The sequence below is a fragment of the Paenibacillus prosopidis genome, from assembly GCF_003337375.1.
Classification (GTDB): Bacteria; Bacillota; Bacilli; order Paenibacillales; family Paenibacillaceae; genus Pristimantibacillus; species Pristimantibacillus prosopidis.
Genome location: NZ_QPJD01000032.1, coordinates 1 through 16,458, shown reverse-complemented (window position 1 = coordinate 16,458; position 16,458 = coordinate 1). Strand labels below are relative to the sequence as shown.

Annotated in this window: 16 protein-coding genes and 2 pseudogenes; 6 read left to right on the top strand and 12 right to left on the bottom strand. The window is 37.8% G+C overall.

Annotated features, from left to right (window positions below; all coding sequences use genetic code 11):
* Together DFP97_RS29280 and DFP97_RS29275 are read right to left on the bottom strand one after the other, a co-directional pair.
* On the bottom strand, positions 1 to 602 hold a 602-nt coding region (locus DFP97_RS29280; protein ID WP_147275117.1), incomplete at its 3' end, for an IS110 family transposase.
* Positions 603 to 1,100: 498 nt separating this feature from the next.
* Positions 1,101 to 1,442, bottom strand: coding sequence for a helix-turn-helix domain-containing protein (locus tag DFP97_RS29275; RefSeq protein ID WP_114384200.1), 342 nt, complete (start codon positions 1,440 to 1,442; stop codon positions 1,101 to 1,103).
* Positions 1,443 to 1,575: 133 nt separating this feature from the next.
* Here DFP97_RS29275 and DFP97_RS29270 point away from each other — a divergent pair, with 133 nt between their 5' ends.
* On the top strand, positions 1,576 to 1,899 hold the full coding sequence (locus tag DFP97_RS29270) for a hypothetical protein (RefSeq protein ID WP_114384199.1): 324 nt from the start codon (positions 1,576 to 1,578) through the stop codon (positions 1,897 to 1,899).
* 8 nt (positions 1,900 to 1,907) lie between these two features.
* On the opposite strand, the gene DFP97_RS29265 is transcribed toward DFP97_RS29270, so the two are convergent.
* Positions 1,908 to 2,174 carry a helix-turn-helix domain-containing protein gene (locus DFP97_RS29265; RefSeq protein WP_181873727.1) on the bottom strand — a complete coding sequence of 89 codons (267 nt, stop codon included), beginning with the start codon at positions 2,172 to 2,174 and terminating at the stop codon, positions 1,908 to 1,910.
* A gap of 378 nt (positions 2,175 to 2,552) precedes the next feature.
* On the opposite strand from DFP97_RS29265, the gene DFP97_RS29260 reads away from it, so the two are divergent.
* From DFP97_RS29260 to DFP97_RS29245, 4 genes are all read left to right on the top strand, one after another.
* Positions 2,553 to 3,152 carry a TnsA endonuclease N-terminal domain-containing protein gene (locus DFP97_RS29260; RefSeq protein ID WP_114384197.1) on the top strand — a complete coding sequence of 200 codons (600 nt, stop codon included), beginning with the start codon at positions 2,553 to 2,555 and terminating at the stop codon, positions 3,150 to 3,152.
* Between the two features lie 69 nt (positions 3,153 to 3,221).
* On the top strand, positions 3,222 to 5,213 hold the full coding sequence (locus DFP97_RS29255; protein WP_114384196.1) for a hypothetical protein: 1,992 nt from the start codon (positions 3,222 to 3,224) through the stop codon (positions 5,211 to 5,213).
* A 14-nt stretch (positions 5,214 to 5,227) separates the two neighbouring features.
* Complete coding sequence (locus DFP97_RS29250; RefSeq protein ID WP_181873726.1) at positions 5,228 to 6,211, top strand: TniB family NTP-binding protein; 984 nt, start codon at positions 5,228 to 5,230, stop codon at positions 6,209 to 6,211.
* Positions 6,212 to 7,699: a TniQ family protein gene (locus DFP97_RS29245; RefSeq protein ID WP_114384194.1), complete on the top strand. Its 1,488-nt coding sequence runs from the start codon at positions 6,212 to 6,214 to the stop codon at positions 7,697 to 7,699.
* Between the two features lie 1,039 nt (positions 7,700 to 8,738).
* On the opposite strand, the gene DFP97_RS29240 is transcribed toward DFP97_RS29245, so the two are convergent.
* The 9 genes and pseudogenes from DFP97_RS29240 to DFP97_RS29195 form a co-directional block, all read right to left on the bottom strand.
* On the bottom strand, positions 8,739 to 9,077 hold the full coding sequence (locus tag DFP97_RS29240) for a hypothetical protein (RefSeq protein ID WP_114384193.1): 339 nt from the start codon (positions 9,075 to 9,077) through the stop codon (positions 8,739 to 8,741).
* A 720-nt stretch (positions 9,078 to 9,797) separates the two neighbouring features.
* Positions 9,798 to 10,790, bottom strand: a complete 993-nt coding sequence (locus DFP97_RS29235; protein WP_147275116.1) for a S41 family peptidase — start codon at positions 10,788 to 10,790, stop codon at positions 9,798 to 9,800.
* Between the two features lie 315 nt (positions 10,791 to 11,105).
* Complete coding sequence (locus DFP97_RS29230) at positions 11,106 to 11,576, bottom strand: NUDIX domain-containing protein (RefSeq protein WP_114384191.1); 471 nt, start codon at positions 11,574 to 11,576, stop codon at positions 11,106 to 11,108.
* A gap of 331 nt (positions 11,577 to 11,907) precedes the next feature.
* Positions 11,908 to 12,329, bottom strand: a pseudogene (locus DFP97_RS29220) (DUF2716 domain-containing protein).
* Positions 12,330 to 12,441: 112 nt separating this feature from the next.
* Complete coding sequence (locus DFP97_RS29215; RefSeq protein WP_114384188.1) at positions 12,442 to 12,909, bottom strand: coagulation factor 5/8 type-like protein; 468 nt, start codon at positions 12,907 to 12,909, stop codon at positions 12,442 to 12,444.
* 190 nt (positions 12,910 to 13,099) lie between these two features.
* The gene (locus tag DFP97_RS29210) at positions 13,100 to 13,636 is read right to left on the bottom strand and encodes a P-loop NTPase family protein (RefSeq protein WP_114384187.1); all 537 of its coding nucleotides are present in this window, start codon (positions 13,634 to 13,636) and stop codon (positions 13,100 to 13,102) included.
* 146 nt (positions 13,637 to 13,782) lie between these two features.
* Positions 13,783 to 14,616, bottom strand: coding sequence for a nucleotidyltransferase domain-containing protein (locus DFP97_RS29205; protein WP_114384186.1), 834 nt, complete (start codon positions 14,614 to 14,616; stop codon positions 13,783 to 13,785).
* A 275-nt stretch (positions 14,617 to 14,891) separates the two neighbouring features.
* Positions 14,892 to 15,347 carry a cell wall hydrolase gene (locus DFP97_RS29200; protein WP_114384185.1) on the bottom strand — a complete coding sequence of 152 codons (456 nt, stop codon included), beginning with the start codon at positions 15,345 to 15,347 and terminating at the stop codon, positions 14,892 to 14,894.
* 146 nt (positions 15,348 to 15,493) lie between these two features.
* Positions 15,494 to 15,976, bottom strand: coding sequence for a peptide ABC transporter substrate-binding protein (locus DFP97_RS29195; protein ID WP_114384184.1), 483 nt, complete (start codon positions 15,974 to 15,976; stop codon positions 15,494 to 15,496).
* Between the two features lie 279 nt (positions 15,977 to 16,255).
* Here DFP97_RS29195 and DFP97_RS29190 point away from each other — a divergent pair.
* Positions 16,256 to 16,458, top strand: a pseudogene (locus DFP97_RS29190) (IS110 family transposase); the annotation flags it as partial.

Sequence of the window (16,458 nt, the reverse complement as noted above, 5' to 3'; positions counted from 1 at the left end):
GTAGCTAATGAACGAGGGCTAAAAATCTCATCGAACGCTTGTCTGTATTCTGGAAAACGGATATCCAGCCAGCGGTGGATTCTGTTCTTAATCCGTCCGGATTTAACAACCCAATGCTCTCTGTTTGTGACAATAACCCGTAAGCGGCGGAAGTCGTCTTCCTTTGGAGAGAAGGGCGTGTAGAACCCGCGACTCACTGCATCGGCAATGACCAAAGCGTCCTTTGGGTCATTTTTTGAAGGGGAGTTGTCCCTGTTTTCCTTATTGCGTTTGGTCGTCATTGGATTGACAAGGACAACTGAAACACCTTGTTTTATTAACCAATTGGCGATATTGAACCAGTAGTGACCGGTACTTTCCATTCCCACAACGACGTCATTCAAGTTGTGCATTTTCTGTAATTTACGAATGCTGCTTATTAAATGCTCAAAGCCCGCATGGTCGTTCGAAAACATAATGGGGCGATTGGTGAGGACGATACCTCGAAAGTTAATAGCTTGAGCAGCATGTTTCTCCTTGGCAATGTCGATGCCTATGACAAGGGTGGAAGTAGAAATACGTTCTACACGTTGATTTTGAGCTTTAATTAATCTAGACTTCATAATAACGCCTCCTAAGGTGAGTTCTGAGGGCAGCAACCCAGTACATACTCATCCTAGCGGGGCGTTCGTTTTTCTGCAAATCGAATCTACTAACACCTACAGGAATGTTAACGGGTACGATAGTGAAATGATTACTATTGGAGCAGGCACTGGCAGGTTAACGCGGCAGAAGTGCTTCAAATCCATCCATATGGAGCGACTCTAATGATAATTTTTGAAAAATAGCAAATAACCGCCAGGGTTTGAAGCACCCTAGAGGTTATTTCAAAAAGAACCTGTACCTGATTATTGAGGAACATAAAGACCCCCACTAAAAATGAAAAACTCTGTGAAATTGATGTGGAGGCTATGGAAGTTTATGATGGCTTATCTTTCAATCAACTTTGGGATGAATTCAGAAACCTGACTCGGAACCATAGTATAACGATGCAAGGAATAAAACCTGAGAATAAGATAAATGCACACCATCATCGTAACCTCGATGTTTATGGTGTGCATTTATATTTGGAACAATTCTTTTAGAAGTAGTTCAACTTTTCGCAATTCTGCCGGTTTCATCATCATGAGCCTCTGCAATAGTTGGTTCATTAGTATGTCTTTTTCATTTCTTTCAGGCCGAATATACTTTCCGAATAGAAATAAATCAAAAAAGGGAACCCCAAGTGCAGTGGCGATTTTTTCAAGGTTTAAAATTGTAACATTTTTTTCACCACGTTCAATTCCACCAATGTACGAAAAGTGAAGCCCTGCAATTTCGGCGAGCTGCTCTTGTGACAGCCCTAGTTGCTTTCTTAAATCCCTAATTCGCTGGCCAATTACTTTTAGCACGCTTTTCTCCATTAACACACCTCAAATCTAGAGTACTAACAGGGAAGTGGAATTTACATGCACATAAAAGTATCATTTTAATAATTTAATTCTGACAGGTATCAAAATAACAGAACTTGACCAATATATTAATGAGGTGATGGCAATGAACAGTTTGAAAAAAATTGAATTAGGACCTGCTACTGTAACAGGAAGAGGATTGCTTTTTAACGGATCGGTTTATACTAATGCAAATATGATCAAATACAAGTGGTTTGAACATGCAGCAATTGAAGGTGAATGGCAAATTCCAATTCTCTATCAAGAACAGGAAAATGATCATCTAATCCTCTTCGATATTTATGCCAATGCCATAGAAGTCGCTACTACCAATCAAACAGAACAATCTGGGAGTAGTGACTATGTAGAGAAATATCAAGAAAAAATTAGGTACTTAAAAAAGCAGATTCAAAAAAGTAATAAAACATAAAATTATACCTAATTTTCTTTTAGATTATTAGGTATAATTTTATGTATAGAGACTTCAAGGACAAAGCAAATCTCATATAATGTATGTAAAGATATATTTTGAAGTCCGTTCTCCAGATTTGATATTGAAGGCCTTGAAAGTCTCACACGTGAACTTAAATCCTCTTGCGTAAATCGTTTCTTTAATCTTGCGTCTCTTATCCTCTTGCCAATCTCCCCGTAAAGCAAGGACTCACTTTTCCAATCAATATGATCGAAAAAAACATTTCGTTTCATTACAAGTTCTCCTCTCAATGTATTATATCTATCTATGAACTCTAGTATTTCCATTTAATATTTTTCTATAACAATTTAACAGTGCGCATGCAAAGAGCAGAGAAGATGAAATTTCATGTGAATATTCATTCTATATATTTGTATATATATCACTTGATTAATATACCAGTTTGTTTTCAGTGGTCTAAATGGTCTCCAACACAATGTTATCTTGATAAACATTGCAAGCTCAGCAATATCAAGATTTTATTTAATGATGTTTATCCCATTAACTTATTGGGAAGTCTAAGCCATATAAATGATTCTAGTGTGGAGGACGATTTAACTTTAACTGAAGTGATATCTAAAATAACTAAAACTAGGAGGAAACGATCCTAAATGAATACTACATATGATGCGAAGTATAAACCGATTGTACTGCCTAGGAATAAGAAATATGGAAATAACTGCTGGGATGCAAAAGGGCCTAAGGTTGGGATGCGAGACATTGTTTTATACAGTGATTTAGAGTTCGATCACTGGTTAACGATTGAATCTGATTCAAATGTCTTGAATTATTGCGAACAACCTAAAAAAATAACATACGTACTTAATGGAAAGCTGTACTCGGCTATCTTTGACATGTGGATTCTCTATAAAGATGGAACCGAGTTGTTTATCGAAGTGAAGTATGAAAAAGAGTTACATCACCAGCATCGGAAATATGAGCGAACAAAGAGACAAATCGAAGCACAAAAAGAATGGTGTAAACAAAATAGTCTTCGTCATGAAGTACGAACTGAAAAGTCTATTCGTGTTGGCCGACACTCAATTGAAAACAAGCTTAAGATAATCTCAAATGTAATGAATCATAAGAAACCCTCATGCTTATCTCTAATTACAGAGCAAATTACAACTGAAAGGAGAAAGCTATCCGAAATAAGCAAGCAACTCAAAGGAAATGTCGATACCTATGAGATGATTTTAGCGGTTCAATAATTATGAAGGCACTATCTCAGCGGATCTTGATATGCATATATGGGGAAACAATATGGAGGTGTGGAAATAATGTCAAGAATTCGACTACAGGAGCAAGATGAATTACTTCCCGAACAAGTCAACCCTGAACTTTGGCCAACAGTGGATGATGATTCCTTATCTGAAGAAGAAAAACTTCTTTTCACCAATCGGAAAGTGGCGGTCATGATGTACTTTAAACGGGAGGGGACCCAGGACCAGATTAAAAAAGCCACATCGATAGATAAGCAAAATCTCAGACGATTAATTAAAAGATGTATGAGTATAGATGAAAATGGAGTCGTTTGGGGCTTTCGGGCTTTAATTCCACAGAAGAAGGTAAAACTTTACCAACTTAATGTAATGCAAATAAATCGGAATGATTCAAGAAAGTCAGGGGAATTCAATCTTCTCCTTGAGACACACCCCGATATCAAGGATTTAATCAATGATTTATATTTAGGCAAGAATCGTAGGACTTTAGAGCCTACAATGAAACCAAAACATATTCACAAACGATTTATCGATGAGTGTAGAAATAAAAACATCTCACAAAATGCATACCCCTTCAATACAAAATGGATGGGATTTAAAGCGCTCCAACGGTATCTGAAAAAATTAGGGTACATCCATTTCATTGAGGCAACCTCCCGCTTTGGACAAGATGCTGCGCAGAAAGCTAAACATACAGGGGAAGGCGAGCAAAACCATCCCTCTACATTAATTCCATTTCAAAAAGTTCAGTTCGATGCCCATCGAATTGATGGATTTTTTGTAGTCGATATTATTACTCCTGACGGTGATCTGGTCACAATGATACTTGATCGTTTCTGGATTCTAACTTTAATTGATGTGGCGACTCGAAATATACTTGGCTATTCAATAAGCTTAAGCAAAGAATACAGTGCGAGTGACGTCATGCATTGTGCACGAAATGCAGTGTTGCCTCGTAAACGTGTAAAACTCACAATTGACGGACTAACGTACCATAAAGTAGGGGGATTCCCTTCAGAAGTATTTCCAGAATCAGCGTCTTGGGCGGTATGGGATGTTATCTGTTTTGATAACGCCAAATCACATCTTGCAAGCTTAGTTAGGGACCGCATGAAAAATCTAATCGGTTGCGTTACAAATCTTGGGCCAGTAGCTCTTCCTATGCGAAGAGGATTAATCGAAAGATTCTTTAAGACTCTCGAAGAGGCTGGATTTCACCGCCTGCCAAATACTACTGGGAGTAATCCAGCTGATCCCAGAAGGACAACTCCTGAAAAGAATGCAATAAAATGGAACATTACATTTGAACATTTGAAAGAGCTTGTCGATGTAATGATTTCAAATTACAATGGAACTCCTCATGGAGGTATATATCACCAGTCACCTTTGGAATTGCTAGGAAAGCGCATGAAAAATGGGCTCCTGCCCAGACGATTAGAGGAGGATAAACGATCCGAAATGCTCTTTATGCAAACCACAATCACAAGAACTATTCGTGGCTCGCTTGCTTCTGGAAGAAGACCTTATATTCAATATGAAGGTGTCGAGTACCGTAGTGATAAGTTGGCGAATTCAGCTTATTTAATAAACAAGGATTTGATCATACATGTTAATGTTGATGACCTGCGGACGATTAAAGCCTTTCTAGAGGACGGAAGTGAATTCGGTTACTTAACGGCTGCTGGAAAGTGGTCACTAACGCCTCATTCCTTACAGACTCGAAGAGCGATCAACTCCTTAGTTCATCGTAAGCTTATCCACTATACTACATGGGAAGACCCCATTTTTGTATATACAGATTATCTGATGAACAATGCAAGCGAGGGCAAAAGAGGGATAGTTAATAAAGTCACGCATGTACGTGAAGCTTCTATCGATTCAAGTAAACACATTGATGCGCCTGAAGAGCAGGTCAAAGCTCTTGAATCTGCAAGGAAGTATAACGAGGCTCTTGACAAGGCTAGAGAACTTTCTATGAAAACACAACAAGAGAATGAGCTTGAACGTTATGAACAAATGCTTGAGAAATTTAAAACTAAATCATTATGATTGGAGAAATCGAAATGGAAAGACCAAATGTCCAGGTAGGAACGCATCCCATTGAGCAAGGTCACTATCTTATCCCGACCAAAGAAGTACTTCGATTAATGGAGAGCATTTATAAGATTGTAAATAACCGGCTGCCGGGAATGATTGTCTATGGAAGGCCTCGGCTTGGAAAGACATCGGCCGTTAAGTTTGCTATCGAGAACTTACCCACTCAAATTGGTGCACCACTACCAATCATTATTGCCAATAGCAATGCGTACCGAGTTCCGAGTGAAGAGAAATTTTTTTTGGATCTCCTTAATGATTTCAAATTTCCGTTTCCTGCAAGACGGAAACCGGCAGAAATGCGCCGGCAAATTGTAAACTTAATGCTTGAAAAAGCTGAAAAGTCTAAGATGCGAAGAATCATACTGATAATGGATGAAGCACATCGATTAACCGAATTCCACTATAACTGGTTAATGGATATTTATAATGAACTGGATAGAGAAAAGATTAGCATGTCAGTAATTTCTGTAGGACAGGAAGAACTTCTATCCCGCAGGACGTTCTTCCTCGAACAGAAAAAATCCCAGATCATTGGCCGTTTTATGACACATGAACACCATTTCTTTGGACTCAGGACGCTGGAAGAGATAAAGTTGGTGCTTAGATGTTACGATTCAGCTGACATCTCTTCTTATCCTGTCGATAGTGATTGGAGTTACACCAGATTCTTTTTTCCTGATGGCTTCCAAAATGGTGAGCGATTGGAGAAAGAAGCAAAACAGCTTTATAAGCTCTTCGTTGAGATTCGTAAAGAACATGGCGTTTCTACGGACTTTGAGATACCTATGGAGTATTTCGCATTTACCATTGAAAACGCGCTCAAAATTTACGGAGCACATGGCGATCAATGTGAATGGATCTCGAACAACCAATGGAAAGAAGCGATCAAAATCACTGGATATATTGAATCGGAAATATATATGGCACTTGCACATAAAGGAGCGAAATAAATGAACGTAATATGGAGAAAAGAATGGACCAAGAAGTATGAAACTCCTTGGTCCATCATCGAAAAATTATCCTTTGCAAATCGAGTTGAACGTGATGACTTGTTACGAGTTCTTGGAGGCGGTGGAATAAAGGGTATCAAAAGCAAAGTCATAGGCGATAAAAGGAGGGACTTGTTTGATTTAAATGGATTTGACGACGAATTGTTGTGTAGGGTGTTGGAACTCGACATTTTAGATCTTAATAAACACACTATCAACACATTAATATCTCCGCTTCATTATTACCGAGAATTACCACATTCTTGGTTTTATAAAAATATAAGATGGTGTACTGAATGTCTTGGTAACGGATACCATTCTTGGTTTCACCAATTCACCTTATTGGATTCATGTCCATTTCATGGATTAGCATTGATGGAGATGTGTCCTAATTGCCACAATCACATTCCTTTCCTGGTAAGCAATAAAAGTCTGGATATGCCTTTCATATGTAAATGCGGCTATATTTTTGCTGATTTTTCAGAGTCACGTTGGAGGAACTGGAATAAGCAGAATATAATTACCGATGAAGTAGTTATGAAGTGGTTATCCAAAGATAACACAGAGACAGCAGGTAGTCTGTGGTTATTCCATCCACGACACGGACACCTGAAATTGCTCACAACCGAACACCCACTTATCACCTCTAAACCATTTATAATTCAACACACAGTTAAGAGAGAAGAGACTCGTTCGCCTGACATTAAAAGAAAAATTTTTGTTGCGAACCGAGAAATCTTTATATCAGTGCAACGATATATTTTGAAGAAGCTAAAGAGGCATCACCAGTGCATATCACAATTATGGGAGCTTAAAAAGGGAGATATGACAGAATTTCCAGAAATTTGCCCGTATGCTTATGCATACGTCTTTTGGAGGAAATCCCTGCTTGAATTAGATCATTTTTATCGAAGAAATATTCGTGGTGATGATATTGATCCGCCTAAAAACAATGGCTCCGGTATGGTGGTGACAAAAATAATAAAAGACGAACTCCATTATCTAGTGGAGGAATTTACAAGACAGACTAAAAAAACTAATGACACTGTTAGAGAGGCTGCTTTGATCTGGATACTGAACAGAGTAACCGGTGAATTCAGTATAAACTTTTTCAATGAATGGTTTAAAATAGCAGGAGAGGCTGCAGGAAAAGAATATGCTCCAAATAGTACGGAGGTTGAAAGAATTAAAAACATATGTTTTCCAAAAATAGCTTTTAAATATGATGTATCATTAAAAAGCCCAATTGAGTGTATTTCACTTTCAAAACCAAGAGAGTATCTTTATTACAAGTGTCCAAATAAAACATTGCAAAGCAGAAAAAAACTAGCACAAATGAAATCTCATTTACCATCAAGTATTGCTATTGCTATGAAGGGTTTAGGAAATCCAAATGATGATAACAAGCGACTTCAAGCATACGTTGATCGTTATGTTTCAAAGTTTTAAGATTATGATTATAAGTTTAGTTGCAGCCATTACTGGGAGCTGCGAGTGAAAACCCGCCAAGCATTGGTGGGTTTTTTAACTGGAGACATGTACGAACGAAAGGAAAGCAGCAATAAAGTGTTTTACAGGAAAGGATATAAGTTCTTGTCTTTAAAGGATATATGTTCTTGTCCTCCGACAAATATTAAGTCTAAAGAATGGGTTTAACCGGATTATATACATATGTACAAAATACTGGTTTTGTGAATATGTATTCGTGTTTCGAAGAATTTGCCGGTAGAGCATTTTTTCATAGTGCGTTATTTCAATCTCTTGCTGTTGGATTTGATTCATTTTAGCAGTTGTACCTGTTCTCCGTTAAATGTTAATTGATATATCGTTCTAAATTTGAAATATTTGTAAACTTTTTTGGTTATTAACATTTCTTCCCGTTAGCGGACGATTACGAGCGCATCTTCAAACAGAACTAGAACGGCAGCACATGAAATTGGTCACTACCTCGGCCTTCATGAACGATATCGTGACTCTGGCACCTCGGGTACGTTTTGCAATACAGAGGTTACCATCATGGATAGTTCTGACTGTGATACTGAAACAAGTCCTACTTCCTTGGACATCTCACGCATGAATAACTTCTTGGGAAATGGCTTCGCAAGCAACATCTCCCCAGTCGTTAATTCCTCAGGCGTCGCTACGGTAATCTGGGATGACTATTCTTATGGTGAATTGCACTATAGAGTGACCTATCAAAAGTACAGCTCAGGAACTTGGAATACTGTATATATATAAGTACAGTGACGATGAATACAGGTCTTGTTGCGAGCGCATCATGGAAGTCTCCGTCACTAAAACCACAATCATCCATTAGTTTATCATCATATGGGAGAGGCCAATATAGGGTTGAAGTAATACCATATTTCAAAAGCTACGGCAAACACGGCAGTTCGACTTATTCGAGCACATTCACTTACTAGGGATAAGAAAGAATAAAAAAAGGTACAACCATTTGCGATAGAATGGTTGTACCTTTTCCTTTTTGCTATTCCCTTCTTATCAAGATACCCGTGGTTTTATCATCTGCTTGCCTAAAAAGTATCAATGTTGCTTTCATGTCATTAGTGGCCAATAAGAAAGAGAAGGGTTCATCATCAGTTAGCGATTTGAAAGTCCAATTTTCGTTTTTCGCTTTGTTTTCATACCAAGTAATTGTCTCGTTGTAAGATGTCGGAGCAGAGTAGCAAGTACCACCCAATTGAAGAGCAGATTCTGTACAAGGGGTATTGGTTTTCTTTGCTTCAGGAGGGAGAGGCTCGACAGTATTGGTACAAGCTGTAGATAATAATATCAACGAAAGTATTAATAATAAGTATTTACTCATCTAAACAACTCCTTTTCAATTGGCACGTTTACTATTAAGTGGGACTATATATATTCCATTTTATTTACAATTGTATAGTTCTATTTCTGAAATGTCTATTGTTTTGTGTTCCCTGGGTGCAGCGAAGCCGTACGGGAGTACGGTCATATAGAATTAAAGACATAATACCACAACCATAAAAAAAGAATGGGAATACAACACGCTATAAATATTGATATAACAATAACCTTGTTTTTAGTTGTTTCCTCATCTATACCCTCCGTTAAACAATAATCGGGAAGAACCATTGTTGCGATTCTGTTCGTTACTTCAATAAATTAAAAAGGAGTTGTATCGAAGCGACTACTGCGCTTCAAACTGTACTTGACTCAAAAACAAAGACAGGACCATTATATTTCTCCAGTATGTTCCGAAATAGGTGGATTCCATGTGAGCATATCGTGGAGAACCCACTTTCCGTCCTTGTTTGAAATAGTAATTTTAAATTGATGTTCCCCCGATTCGACTGCTTGCTTACCCCCAAACGAAAAACTGCTCCAGTCATAATTATTGTGCTATCGTATCCGTTAGCTTAATCGTTAATTCACATCACCAAGATAACAAATTTCAAAATCATATTGCTTGATAATTTTACTAAGTGCTTTTGGGTATAACCTTATTTCATCAAGATTCTAGAGAGAGAACAACTACAACAGGCTGCTGTGGCACCAGGACTTTCATCTATCGAAGGTTCAATATTTGTTTGATATCGGTCATTAAACGCTCTCGTCCAGGTTCCGAATTCTCGCTAAAGTGTTGCAATAGCTGTTGGAGGAGTAATTGATATGCCTTCTCATAAGCTTCATCACTGTTGCTCTCGATATTCGGTAAAACTCCAATGCCCTCCCAGTTATCTTTGGTTATCGGGTTAATCGCACGTCCATTGGGTATAAAGACCTGAAAATGGTCATTTATGCGATGGTTGCTACCTGGATTTGCTTTTCCGCCAGTCTTTTCGCCAACAATCTTAACTCTTTTGATTGCTTGTAGACTATAGGCGAATTCTTCAGCGCCGGATCCTGTTTTTCGACTGGTCAGAAGATAAACAGGCTTACTTGCGCCGAATCTTTTCCCTGGCACAAATGGCAAACTCCAAAATGATTGTGTGGTATCGTAAGATCGCCAATAAAGATCATTTAAATGCACTGGTGGGGAACCATCCAACAAATAACTGGCGATTAACATCACCATAAATGAAGAGCCGCCGTAATTATTTCGGAGATCAATGATTAACCCATCTGTATCCGCTAAAAAACTCATCGCGTGTGCTGCCGTCTCACCTGCAAACTCCGGATAAACGAATTCGTTTATAACGAGATATCCTATATTACCCGGTAATCTCTCTGCCCTTTCGAAGCCATAGTTATTTTGTTTTTGACGCAATCTGATGTTTTCATCCGTAATCGGATCGTGCAGTTGATGAGGTAACGGAGGTTCACTAAAGCCAAAAACCAAATGTTTGTCATTACTTATTTTTTGCACATAATCCGTAATCTTCTGCGCTAAGGTTAAGCCGCTCTCCTCCTTGTAAAACTCACCTTCAGAAAGCTTCTCAAGCAGTGCCGTCTTCATGATTTCGGCAGTGTTCGGGAAAACATAATAATCAAGCAACAGGTCTGCAAGGGATTCAACCGTACTTTTAATAAAACCGTCATCCAGTTTAAATGAAGTCAACCCGCATCTTCCTTTCCGCCGCGGCAGTTTATGAAGTTCTATTAACTCCAATATTTATACTTTTAATTATATAATACAATAATATATAAAGTATATAACAGAATAATAAATATCCGATAAATACTACTTATATATAGATAATATGTAATATAACAGATATGATATTTTTATATAACAGATAAGATACAGCAAGATAGACCTTAGAAATGATTTATTGTTACGATACCCAACAGGTAACTGTCCTTTGAGTGAAGGGGGCTGCCACGCAGCAGCCCTTCGGCATTGAATGCTATCGTGCCCGTTAACATCATGAGTTTAGGTGAACTCAATCAATTTCTTGTCTATTTCTGCAATCGCTCCAATATCCGATACACCATCCCACAGAATAATTGACTTAGCTTCATCGTTCTCAACGAATTCATCAAGCTGACTTAGTTGACCTGAGTACAAAGCGCCAAATTCCGTCCTTTCAGGGCCATGAAAACTTGGTTGAAGTCTAAATTTCATTAGACCTTTGAAGTCAACATAATCGATCTTTTGATTGGTTTCCTCGAATAATTCCCTAATAACGCATTGCTTAGCAGTTTCTCCTTTTTCAATAACACCACCAGGCAATTCCCAACTTTTTCTCCATTTGTTATACATGAAAAGGTACTTGCCCTGGAACTCCACTACAATTAATGCATGTGTTAGTGGAGCATCGAGTTCCGTAGCAACGAGTTGTTCCTCTTCGATTTTTAAGAATTCTAAGAAAATATTTCCCTTTGCATCTGTCATGATTTCCATTTCTTTATCCCTCCGTTTTTTAGTTGCTGAAACAAAAAACGCGCTGGACCCTTGGTCCTGCGCGTTGTATCTCACAGGATGGGTAGCGCGAAGAGCGTTAACCCATCCCCAATTTTTGAGGAATGTGTTAACGCTTCTTGTGATAATGGGATTGTTTCAAGATCAGATTAATCATTCAAATCGCCCTGTTTCATCAAGATTATGGTAATAATAAGTGTAACCTTGTAGAAGTGTCAAGGATTAAATTATCCTGCCCGTTAGAGCAATAAGGCTGCAGAGTAGTCGGCAGCCTTATATTTTTGTTCGTTATTGAGCTATCGTATCCGTTAGTTTAACCTCGTCTGATTACATCACCGAAGATTGCAGGCTTATTACTGATAAATGCTTGTATCAAATCTTTGTTTATTAAAGTAACAGAACGCTCCCAGGGATGGGCAAAGTAACAACATCTCAAATCTTTGGGGAAGAAGATGTAATAATCCCCGTCCGATAGAAAGGAATAGTCCATTCATGGTCTCCCTTTGGAATATGAGGATTAAAAAAATAGCATTCATGTTGCCAGTCCAGTGCAAAGATGTATTCTTCTTTGCTGACCATGCTTTTAAATACTTCGTTGCACTGCTCTTCGAAATCAAGAGTATCGTCACATGTATTAGTCAAAATAAACGTTATATAATCGTCGTCATTTATGGTAATACTCGGCCAGTCGTCTGGTTTTATGCTGGGTGAAAAGCTAAATCGTTTATTTATCATGTCCCATGCTTGCTCTTGCTCTGCTTCAGTTAACTCAATCCAATTCAACTTTTTATCCTCCAGTAAACGATGCCAAAGTAAGAAGCAGCAGTTATTCTCCGATCCGGTTGTTTTATATTCCATAATGAATTATAAACTGATTATTATTTATTGCTTTGACAGCTAACCCAATCAATTGGTTTAATTCACTTTGCATTTTTTCTCTCTTCATCTTATTCCTTGTCTGCTCCCAGAAACCTTCTCCATTCTCCTCTTCTTTCCAAATGGTATCTCCTCTTAAACTAAATGTTTCAGGTGCTTCATCAATTAATTTCAGCCACTTGTCTAATACACTTATTAGCTTCTCTGCACCAATTTTATGAATAACGGTTAACCCATGGTAATTCAACCCATTGCCACTCTCTTTAGTTTCGGGGTTATATGAGGGCATCCAGTTCAAGAAGTCCATCATGTACTGAATAATATCATCTGATAATACAGCTTTATCTTCCCATGAATACCGATTAATGCTGTACCATTCATATCTGTCTTTTAATTCAAACTCGATGCTAACAAGAAAAAATTCGTGTGTTAAACTCATTCAAATCACCTGGATTTCCCGTGTTAATTTATTGGTCTTCAGACAACTTAATATTAGCACATATTGGAACTATCCTGCCCGTTACTTCAATGGAAGAGGGAGCAGCTGCCGCAGCATACTGCTCCCTCGATCATTTCCACTATCGTATCCGTTAGCGAATCACTTTGTTCAGCCCTTCTAATATTAAGTTCTACCCTAAAACTAGTTGGTCTTCAATTGGATTAAGGCGATTAATAACATCATTATTCTCAGTAAAATAAATGACCTTAAATTTATATGGTTGTAGGGCCTCATTTATTTTCGGCAGTCTTTGACTCTCAAAATTATGATTCCACTTTAACATCTGGATTAGATTCCTAATGTCCTGCTTATAGTTCCCTTTCTCTATTCCAATTTTTTGTTTTAAATATCTTAAAATCATTTGCCTATCTCTTTTATAAACATTTGGATGAAGAAATATTATTACATCTGAAAACTCGAAACTCTTCAATACCCACTTATAATGTACACCTTCAATAATCCAACTCTCTGTTTTCAAAATACGCTCCAATATTTCGTCTCTTACTTCTGGTGAATTTCGTATATCTTGAACTTCTGTCCTTTTCCAGACAACATTATCTAGCTGGTAATAAGGAATGGATAACATCTCAGATAACTGTTTTGCTAAATATGTTTTTCCGCTTCCAACCTCTCCTATTATGTGGATACGTTTATATGTTTGTTCCATTTACTCATCCCTTTCAGATAACATTCAACATTCCATTAATTGTTCAATATTACGTCGCGGAATCCTGCCAGTTAGCATAACGAGGCTGCCGGTCGTTTTCGCGGCAGCCTCTCGGTGTGGGTTTTGGAACTATCGTACCCGTTAGTTTAGCGAATCATTTTCATTTGAATGGTAAATAAACGATTAGCTTCCAAATGGAGAAATTTAAGCAATGCTACCAAATCAGTCAATCGTTCTATTTGTGATCCATAATAATGATTGGGCTTGAGTCGCTTGATCGATATAGCTTCATGAATAAGTCCGTGCCACTTTTCCGGTAATTCTTTAATACCATAGTATCCAGCTCCAATTTTACTCGTAATATTATGCTCTTTGATCGTATACAATTGTCGTAGCATACCTAAAGTACACCACTCGACCGCTGAATCAAGTCGTTCAGCATTAATATGATCCGATAAATTGACCGACGATAATTTACTCTCTAGACGATCTATCCAATTAACCCAATAGCTATTTAAGTTACTTATTACATATCCGAGCAGAGAATTAATTTCTATATCGTAATCGAAAGTTAACTCAGAGCCATACATCCTAATACCATGTTTTTTTAATATCCACCAAGTAATCGGATTAAGATCTGCTCCCTCTCCATTAGTATGTAATTGTTTATTATAGTAATTCAATAAGGAACTGATTTCACTTGGCTTTTTCCCTAGGTCATCGAGGAGAATGTAAGCCCCCATAATATCAGTGTTTGGAATCTCAACCTCAACCTCCTCATGTGCTGACAAAATTGCCTGAATATCAGACTGAGTAGGTGGTTTTCGAACAATTGCTAGAAAGTCGATATCACTGGAACCCTCAATATAGTCTTTTAATGCAACCGAGCCGTAAAGATAAACTGATTCAATATTCGAAGAGCGAGTGCTTAAAGAACTACACAACCTATACATTGTTTTTTGAACTAAAGCAGGTAACATGAGGACCTCCTCCAATTCCAGTCTACATTCTTAATGCCTAATTATAAATGTGGTAAACATTCCTATAAAGAGAAAAAAGCATTTTTCTTTTTTCCTGTTTTATTAATGAGATTCTTTTGGGCATTACTGCCAGTTGCTCAACAGGCTGCCGAGCGAATCACCTGTAGCCAACGTAGTAAGCATTATGGAGCTATCGTACCCGTAACAAAGGGCTAACATGCGACAGCCCTTTCGATGTTCAACTCGTTCCTCGATAGTTGAGCAAGTAATATTGATTACTCACAAAAAGTAAGATTGCCAATTTTTATTATCACTCTGAGACTTGATGTATCCGTTGTATCTGTTGTCATAAAGTAATGTAACGCGCCTGCGACGGGATCCCAACCCAATAAAGCATCATCTACAGCCTTCTTTGTTGTATCAGAAATAGTGATTTCTTTATCAGAAATATCATTTAGCTGAGAGACAACATTAGAAATCTTGTTTGGAAAATCAGGGTGTTTAAGACGATTTAAAATTACAGAAGCAACAGCTACATGGGCTATATATGGTTCTCCATTAGCTTCTTTTTCAACGAAACGCTCTAATAATTGTCTGTCATTAACCGAAAGTAAGATATTTTGGTGCGTTTCTTGTTTAGGTTCTGACTTTGTTTTTGAAACTTCGATAACTTGTCCTTTACTACAACCAACCAAAGCAAGTATCAAAAATACAATTGTAACTCGTTTCATAATGGTATATTGCTCCTTTACTTCTTTGTATATATCTCACAATATACTTTATGTCAAAACTACTATTTTATAGACCGTTCGTAGGAACTAAAAAAACGGCTGCCGAAGCAACCGCCTTTTCACTATCGTACTCGTTAGTCCAATAATTAACTTTTCCAAGTAACGTCTGCTTTTGTCACTTGCCATTTACCGTTTTTGTATTCAACAATAACTTTTATTCCACTTCCTCCGTCACCAGCTCTGTACTTAGAGCCTTCAACAACAATTTGCTTATTTGAAATCTCAGTCTTTTCGACTCGTAACAAAACACCATTAAGAACCATTGTCTGGGGGTCATATAACCCTTTGGCTTTTAATTGCTCATAAGTCGCTTCCATTACTTCAACATTGTATTTATCAAAATGCTTTAGAATTTGTTCTTTATCTGTTTCATCAAGGTCTTTAAAGTTACTCATGTCAATTGCAATATATTTCATATCACCATTTAGACCTACATCAATTGGCATATACGCATCTAAAGCCAAGCTATACAGTTCCCCCATATCTTTTGTGGGCTTGGTGTTCGAACATGCAGTAGCTAACATGACACAGAATAAAGCAAAACATAAAGACAACTTTGTTATTCTCATTTTCATCCCCCCTATTCCATCAGACGAATAAAATCTATTTTTGTTTCAAACTTGTTCCTGCTATGAATATTCTAATCTTCTTTAACGTCTTATTCCACTATCCTGCTAGTTAGTTGAGTGAAAAAATGGAGCATCTGCACCGCGGCAGATGCTCCACTATCGTATCCGTTAACATTCCTATAGGTGTTAGTAGATTCGGTTTGCAGAAAAACGAACGCCCCGCTAGGATGAGTATGTACTGGGTTGCTGCCCTCAGAACTCACCTTAGGAGGCGTTATTATGAAGTCTAGAGTAATTAAAGCTCAAAATCAACGTGTAGAACGTATTTCTACTTCCACCCTTGTCATAGGCATTGACATTGCCAAGGAGAAACATGCTGCTCAAGCTATTAACTTTCGAGGTATTGTCCTCACCAATCGCCCAATTATGTTTTCGAACGACCATGCGGGCTTTGAGCATTTAATAAGCAGCATTCGTAAATT